Origin of the sequence: Azospirillum sp. TSO22-1 (assembly GCF_003116015.1) — a bacterium.
Lineage (GTDB): Bacteria > Pseudomonadota > Alphaproteobacteria > Azospirillales > Azospirillaceae > Azospirillum.
Map to the genome: position 1 here is coordinate 1 of NZ_LGQZ01000176.1, position 6,213 is coordinate 6,213.

Sequence of the window (6,213 nt, forward strand, 5' to 3'; positions counted from 1 at the left end):
CCGTACCGGATTTCGGTGTGCGGGCGCCGCGTGTTCTTATATTGTTAGCGCTCACAATAGCGCTGCGATTGTTAGCGCTAACTGGCGCCGGCCGCAAGAGGGGTGCGACGTTTTGGACTATTTTTTCGCCGGCCCGACGCTCCCCACGCCGTTGCCCAAGCCTTGCAAAGAGCCGAAACCCGCTACACGTGATCAGTGTCGGACCAAAGGCTTCCCGCCGCTTCCGGTGGCCGGCGACTCTTGCTGACCCTGTTCATACATCGTATGTAGTACCCTTTCCCAGGAACCCCGCCGTGTCCGACACACCGACCCTCCCTCCCCGCAAGGCCGCCAAGGCGATCACGGCCAAGACCGGCACGGGTCGCGGCGTGCGCCCGTCGAGCGGCCGGGTGACGCTGGGGGATGTGGCGAAGCTGGCCGGCGTGTCGGCGATGACGGTGTCGCGCGTCATCAACCGCCCGGAATCGGTCACGCCGGAAATCCAGACGATCGTCCGCAAGGCCATCGCCGAGACCGGCTACGTGCCGAACCTGCTGGCCGGCGGGCTGGCCTCCAGCCGCACCAGGCTGGTGGCGGCGGTGGTGCCGACGCTGACGCACGTGCTGTTCTCCGGCGCCATCCAGGCGCTGACCGACCGGCTGGCGATGGACGGCTACCAGATGCTGCTGGGCCTGTCCGGCTACCCGTCCGAGCGCGAGGACAACCTGCTGCACGCCATCCTCAGCCGCTGCCCCGACGCGCTGTACCTGACCGGCACCACCCACTCGCCGGAGACGCGCCGGCAGCTGCGCGCCGCGCGCATCCCCATCGTCGAGACCTGGGACCTGTCGCACAAGCCCATCGACATGGCGGTCGGCTTCTCGCACCAGGCGGTCGGGCGCGGCATCGCCGAGTACCTGCACGCCAGGGGCTACCGCCGCGTCGCCGTGTTCAGCGCCGAGGACGAGCGCGCCACCATCCGCCGCGACGGCATCGTCGACACGCTGGGCGCCCTGGGCGTCACCGACGTGACCTGCGTCACCACGCCGGCCCCCAGTTCGCTGGCCATGGGCCGCGACGCGCTGGGCCGGCTGCTCACCGGCGGGTTCCGCGGGGCGATCCACTGCAGCTCGGATTCCATGGCGCACGGCGTGGTGCTGGAGGCGCAGGCGCGCGGCCTGTCGGTGCCCGGCGACATCGCGGTGATCGGCTTCGGCGACTTGGACTTCGCCGCATACATGTCGCCGCCGCTGAGCACCGTGCGCATCGACCGCTTCGCCATCGGCCGCCTCGCCGCCGAGGCGCTGCTCGACCGCCTCGCCGACAAGCCGGTGGCGCAGAAGGTGGTCGACGTCGGCTTCGAGATCGTCGAGCGCGCGACGACGTAAGCCCTACAGCATCTCCAGCGGCTGCGCCCGGCGCGGCGGCGGGAAGGCGCGGTCGAGGTCGGCGAGGTCCTGCCCGGTCAGGCGCAGGTCGAGCGCCGCGCGGTTCTCGCGCACGTGTTCGGGCGACGACGCCTTGGGGATGGCGATCATCCCCTCCTGCCGCAGCAGCCACGCCAGCCCCACCTGCGCCGGCGTGGCGCCGTGCCGGCCGGCGACACGGCGCAGCTCGGGATGGTTCAGCATGCGGCCCTGCTCGATCGGCGAATAGGCCATGATCGGGATGCCGCGGCGGAGGCACCAGGGCTGCAGGTCGAACTCGATGCCCCGGCGCGTCAGGTTGTAGAGCACCTGGTCGGTGGCGCAGGCCTCGCCGCCGGGCACCCGGACCAGTTCCTCCATGTCGCGCGGGTCGAGGTTGCTGACGCCCCAGTGGCGGATCTTGCCGGCGGCCTGGAGGTCCTCGAACGCCGCCACCGTCTCGGCCAGCGGGTGCCCGCCGCGCCAATGCAGCAGGTAGAGGTCGATGCGGTCGGTCCCCATCCGGCGCAGGCTGCGCTCGCACGCAGCAATGGCGCCGCGGCGCGACGCGTTCTGCGGCAGCACCTTGCTGACCAGGAACACGCCGTCGCGACGGCCGGATATGGCGTCGCCCACAACCTCCTCGGCCCCGCCGTCGCCGTACATCTCGGCGGTGTCGATCAGCGTCAGGCCGAGGTCGAGGCCGAGGCGGAGCGCGTCCGCCTCCGCACCCCACTCGCGGTCGTCCTCGCCCATGAACCAGGTCCCCTGCCCCAGCACCGGCACCGCCTCGCCGGAGGGGAGCGTCGTCGTCGGAACCGTCATGGTCGTCTCCGTCTTGATATCAGGTCACGGGTGCCGGGTTGAACAGCGTCATCGCGTTGCGCAGGCCCCAGCGGTCGGCCCAGGTTTGCTTGCGGCCGCTGGCGACAGCAAGGATAAGCTGGAACAATTCCATTCCAATCTCCTCGATGGTCGCCTGCCCGGTGGCGATGCGCCCGGCGTCCACGTCGATCAGGTCGTGCCAGCGCTCGGCCAGCGCGGTGCGGGTCGCCACCTTGATGACCGGCACCATGGCGAGGCCGTAGGGCGTGCCGCGGCCGGTGGTGAACACCTCCATGTTGCAGCCCGAGGCCAGCTGCAGCGTGCCGCAGACGAAGTCGCTGGCCGGCGTGGCGGCGTAGAGCAGGCCCTTGCGGTCGGCACGCTCGCCGGGCGACAGCACGCCGGAAATGGCGCTGCTGCCCGACTTGGCGATGGAGCCCAGCGCCTTCTCCACCACGTTGGCGAGGCCGCCCTTCTTGTTGCCCGGCGACGGGTTGGCGGCGCGGTCGGTCTGCCCGGCCGCAAGGTAGCGGTCATACCAGTCCATCTCGCGGATCAGCGCGCGGCCGACCTCCTCGTCGGCGGCGCGCGGGGTGAGCAGGTGGATGGCGTCGCGCACCTCGGTGACTTCCGAGAACATGACGGTCGCCCCGGCGCGCACCAGCAGGTCGGAGGCGTAGCCGACCGCCGGGTTGGCGGTGACGCCGGAGAACGCGTCGCTGCCGCCGCACTGCATGCCGATCACCAGGTCGGACGCCGGGCAGGTCTCGCGGCGGCGCCGGTTCAGCTCCTCCAGGCGCTTTTCCGCCATCTCCATGATGGACGCCACCATGGAGCCGAAGCCGACGTTGCGCTCGTCCTGCAAGGTCATGATGCTGGTGGCGCCGTCGGCGCCGGCGGGCAGCAGGCGCTCCGGCTGCAGCTTCTCGCAGCCTAGGCCGACCACCATCACCTGCCCGCCCAGGTTCGGGTTGCGGGCGAGGTTCTGCAGGGTGCGGATCGGCACCACCGCCTCCGGCGCGTTGATCGCCACGCCGCAGCCGTAGGCGTGCTCGATGGCGACCACGTCGTCGACGTTGGGGAAGCGGGGCAGCAGCTCCTTCTTGATGCGCTCGACCGCGTGGTCGAGCACGCCGGCCACGCACTGCACGCTCATGCTGATGCCCAGCACGTTCTTGGTGCCGACCGAGCCGTCGGGGTTGCGGTAGCCTTCGAAGGTGTAGCCCTCCAGCGGCGGCTGCGGCGCCGGCACGCTGGTGGCGAGCGGCAGGCTGTGGAGATCGGGGGCCTTCGGCAGGCGCACCAGCGATTCCTCGATCCAACTCCCCGTGGGGATGGCGCGCTCGGCGGTGCCGATCACCTCGCCGTAGCGCAGGATCGCCTCGCCCTCGGCGAGGTCGCGCAGCGCCACCTTGTGCCCCTGCGGGACGAACTCGCGCAGCACCAGCCCGCAGGGGAACTCCGTCCCCGCCGGCAGGCCCAGAGCGTTGACGACGATGGCGACGTTGTCGTCGGCGTGCACCTTGATGTAGAGCGGCGTGTCGGTCATGGCCGTTGCCTTTGAGAATTTTGCGTTGTCCCTCCCCCTGCTCCGCAGGGGGAGGTTAGGTGGGGGCTGGTTGTTGCCGGGCTGGGCCGCTGCCCCCACCCAACCCTCCCCCGCCGGAAGCGGGGGAGGGCTTTTGACGTGTCAGCCCTTGAACTTTGCGGCAAGCTGTTCAGAGACGCGGGCGAGGATGCCGAGGTCGGAGCCGACCGCGGTGAAGGTGCAGCCCAGTTCGATGTAGCGCTTCGCCAGCGCCTCGTCGGCGCTCAGGATGCCGGCCGGCTTGCCGGCCTTGCGGATGCGCGCGATGGCGTCCTCGATCGCCGCCTGCACCTCGGGGTGCTTCGGGTTGCCGACGTGCCCCAGCGCCGCCGCCAGATCGCCCGGCCCGATAAACAGCCCGGTCACGCCCTCCACCGCGGCGATCGCCTCGATGTTGTCCAGGCCCTTGCGCGTCTCGATCTGCACCAGCACCGCCAGCTCGCGCTCGCAGACCTGCGGGTAGTCCTTGATCCGCCCGAAGCCACTCGCCCGCGGTGCGGCCGAGTAGCCGCGCACGCCGTGCGGCGGGTAGCGGGTCGACGCCACCGCGCTCGCCGCCTCCTCGGCGCTCTCGACATAGGGGATCAGGAACGACTGCACGCCGATGTCCAGGTAGCGCTTCAACGTTACCATGTCGTTCCACGGAACCCGCACCACCGGATGCGCCCGGCCGCCCGCGGCGGCGGCCTGCAACTGGCTGTAGACCATCGGCAGCTCGTTGGGCGAATGCTCGGTGTCGAGCACCAGCCAGTCGAAGCCGGCACCGGCGATGATCTCCACCGTGACGTGGCTGGACAGGATCGACCACAGGCCGATCTGCGAGCGGCCGGCCTCCAGCGCGCGCTTGAACGTGTTCTCGGGGATGTTCATGGGAGTCTCCTCGTCCTTCAGCGCGCGTCGATCAGGATCGCGCGGAAATCGTTGACGTTGGTCAGGGTCGGGCCGGTGACGACGCTGTCGCCCAAGGCCTCGAAGAAGCCGTGCCCGTCGTTGTCGGCCAGGCTGTCCCTGGGCTTGACGCCCAGGCCCCAGGCGCGCTGCAGGCTGTCGGGGCCGAGGTACGCCCCGGCGATCTCCTCCAGCCCATCGACGCCGTCGGTGTCGCCGGCCAGCGCGTGCATATCAGGGCAACCATCCAGCGCCACGCCCAGCGACAGCAGGAACTCCACGTTGCGCCCGCCGCGCCCGGAGCCGCGCACCGTCACCGTGGTCTCGCCCCCCGACAGCAGCACGCAGGGCGCGGTGAAGGGCTGCCCGTTGCGGGCGACCTGCAAGGCGATGCCGGCCATCACCTTGCCGACGTCCTTGGCCTCGCCCTCGATGGCATCGCCCAGGATGTGCACGGCGTAGCCCGCCTCGCGTGCCACCGCGGCGGCGGCCTCCAGCGCCATCTGCGGCGTGGCGATCGTCCGCGTTTCGGCGCGCCGCAAACGCAGGTCGCCCGGCTTGACGCTCTCGCCGCGGCCGCTCTCCAACACCTCGATCACCTTGGGCGGCACGGCGATGCCGTAGCGGCGGATGATGGCCAGCGCGTCGGCACAGGTGGTGGGGTCGGCCACCGTCGGCCCCGAGGCGATGTCCATGGGATCGTCGCCGGGCACGTCGGAGATCAGCAGCGTCACCACCCGGGCCGGATGGCAGGCCGCCGCCAGCCGGCCGCCCTTGACCGCCGAGAGGTGGCGGCGCACGCAGTTCATCTCGGAGATCGTGGCGCCGGATGTCAGCAGCGCGCGGTTGACCGCCTGCTTGTCCTCCAGCGTCAGCCCGTCCAGCGGCAGCGCCAGCAGCGCCGAGCCGCCGCCGGAGATCAGGCACAGCACCGTATCGTCCGCCGTCAGGCCCTGCACCAGCGTGCCGATCCGGGCGGCGGCGAGCAGACCGGCGGAATCCGGCACCGGGTGGGCGGCCTCGACCACCTCGATGCGCTCGCACGGCACCTTGTAGCCGTAGCGGGTGACCACCAGCCCGGACAGCGGTCCGGGCCAGCAGTCCTCCAAGGCCTTGGCCATCGCCCCCGAGGCCTTGCCGGCGCCGATCACCAGCAACCGGCCCTTCGGGGGCTCCGGCAGGTGCAGCGGCACGCAGTGCGCCGGCTGGGCGGCGTTCACCGCGGCGTCGAACATCCGGCGCAGAAGATCCTTAGGGGCGATGGTCATGGCGGTCTCCCCTACGCCTTCTGGCCGATCTCGAAATTGGCCATCAACTCCAGCGCACGCACCATGCCGGAGTGGTCCCACGCCTTGCCGCCGCGGGCGGCGCAGGCGTTGAACAGCTCCTGCGCGGTGGCGGTGTTCGGCAGCGCGACGCCGAGCGAGCGCGCGGTGCTGAGCGCGAGGTTGAGGTCCTTCTGGTGCAGCTCGATGCGGAAGCCCGGATCGAAGGTGCGCTTGACCATGCGCTCGCCGTGCACCTCGA

General features: G+C 70.9%; 6 protein-coding genes. 1 reads left to right on the forward strand and 5 read right to left on the reverse strand.

The features are described from left to right. Positions 1-293 precede the first annotated feature (293 nt). Complete coding sequence (locus TSO221_RS32435; protein ID WP_109122601.1) at positions 294-1,367, forward strand: LacI family DNA-binding transcriptional regulator; 1,074 nt, start codon at positions 294-296, stop codon at positions 1,365-1,367. 3 nt (positions 1,368-1,370) lie between these two features. On the opposite strand, the gene TSO221_RS32440 is transcribed toward TSO221_RS32435, so the two are convergent. The 5 genes from TSO221_RS32440 to TSO221_RS32460 form a co-directional block, all read right to left on the reverse strand. After that, positions 1,371-2,210: an aldo/keto reductase gene (locus tag TSO221_RS32440; protein WP_109122602.1), complete on the reverse strand. Its 840-nt coding sequence runs from the start codon at positions 2,208-2,210 to the stop codon at positions 1,371-1,373. A 19-nt stretch (positions 2,211-2,229) separates the two neighbouring features. After that, positions 2,230-3,759, reverse strand: a complete 1,530-nt coding sequence (gene garD / locus TSO221_RS32445) for a galactarate dehydratase (protein ID WP_109122603.1) — start codon at positions 3,757-3,759, stop codon at positions 2,230-2,232. Between the two features lie 141 nt (positions 3,760-3,900). Then, positions 3,901-4,668 (reverse strand): HpcH/HpaI aldolase/citrate lyase family protein, encoded by a 768-nt coding sequence (locus TSO221_RS32450; RefSeq protein ID WP_109122604.1) that lies wholly within the window; start codon positions 4,666-4,668, stop codon positions 3,901-3,903. A 17-nt stretch (positions 4,669-4,685) separates the two neighbouring features. Continuing rightward, on the reverse strand, positions 4,686-5,954 hold the full coding sequence (locus TSO221_RS32455; protein ID WP_109122605.1) for a glycerate kinase: 1,269 nt from the start codon (positions 5,952-5,954) through the stop codon (positions 4,686-4,688). Between the two features lie 11 nt (positions 5,955-5,965). Next, positions 5,966-6,213: NAD-binding protein (locus TSO221_RS32460; RefSeq protein WP_158284280.1), on the reverse strand; the 248-nt coding region annotated here is incomplete at its 5' end.

Excerpts from the sequence above, each read along its gene's own strand:
- TSO221_RS32440 (WP_109122602.1), bottom strand. The coding sequence starts at position 2,210 with ATGACGGTTCCGACGACGACGCTCCCCTCCGGCGAGGCGGTGCCGGTG.
- garD (WP_109122603.1), bottom strand. The coding sequence starts at position 3,759 with ATGACCGACACGCCGCTCTACATCAAGGTGCACGCCGACGACAACGTC.
- TSO221_RS32450 (WP_109122604.1), bottom strand. The coding sequence starts at position 4,668 with ATGAACATCCCCGAGAACACGTTCAAGCGCGCGCTGGAGGCCGGCCGC.
- TSO221_RS32455 (WP_109122605.1), bottom strand. The coding sequence starts at position 5,954 with ATGACCATCGCCCCTAAGGATCTTCTGCGCCGGATGTTCGACGCCGCG.